Origin of the sequence: Actinocorallia libanotica (assembly GCF_039525175.1) — a bacterium.
GTDB classification, from domain to species: Bacteria; Actinomycetota; Actinomycetes; order Streptosporangiales; family Streptosporangiaceae; genus Actinocorallia; species Actinocorallia libanotica.
This window is the reverse complement of sequence record NZ_BAAAHH010000114.1, coordinates 1-854: the sequence shown is the minus strand read 5'-3', so window position 1 is coordinate 854 and position 854 is coordinate 1. Positions and strand designations below refer to the sequence as shown.

Genomic DNA, 854 nt, shown 5'->3' with positions numbered 1-854 from the left:
CACCGACCAGTGGCGCGGCGTCACCAGCGCCGGCGTCAACTGGAGCTACGACGCTGAGGCCTCCGCCGTCAGCGACGACTCCCCGACGCTGGCCCAGCCCGTCGTCGACGCGCACGAGGCCCGCGGCTTCATTCCCTTCTCCCTTCGGGTCGGCCAGGACTACCCCGGTTTCGCCGAGGAGATGGCGCGCCTCCTGGTGGAGGGCTACGACGAGCTGCAGGCCAACAAGCACGCCGTGGGTTCCGGTGCCGGCGAGCCGTTCGGGATCCTGACCGCGCTGGACGCCAACACCAACGTGGAGGTCGTCGTCACCACCGACGGCGCCTTCGGCGGCGCCGACGTCAACAAGGTCTGGGGGGCGCTCCCGGACCGCTACAAGGCCAACTCCCGCTGGGTGATGTCCACCGAGGTCGGGGACGAGATCTCCGCCTTCGGCAACGGCAACAACATCTCCTGGTACACCGTCGACCTGACCGGCACCCTGGAGAAGATCAAGAACCGGCCGGTGGAGTACTCCAGCTACTTCCCCGCCTACACCGCCACCACCGGCGCCGAGAACCGGCTGGTCGTCGGCGACTTCCGCAATTACCTGATCGTCCAGCGCGTCGGCATGACGGTGGAACTGATCCCGCACCTGTTCGACCAGGCCACCGGGCGCCCCACCGGCCAGCGCGGATGGTTCGCCTACGCCCGCGACGGCGCGGACTCCATCAACGACCAGGCCTTCCGCCTCCTGCAGAACCAGTAGCCGGGGCTCGCAGCACCGTGGCGGCCGGCGGGTGGTCGGCCGCCACGGGACCACCCATCCCTTTGCGAATCGAGGTTCCTCGTGGCCATGTCCATCGCCTACGCCA

The 854-nt window shown here is 69.1% G+C and carries 1 protein-coding gene; it reads left to right on the top strand.

The genetic code is table 11. From position 1 onward, the window contains the following. On the top strand, nucleotides 1-748 hold a 748-nt coding region (locus ABD140_RS39910), incomplete at its 5' end, for a phage major capsid protein (RefSeq protein WP_344248279.1). Nucleotides 749-854: the final 106 nt, after the last annotated feature.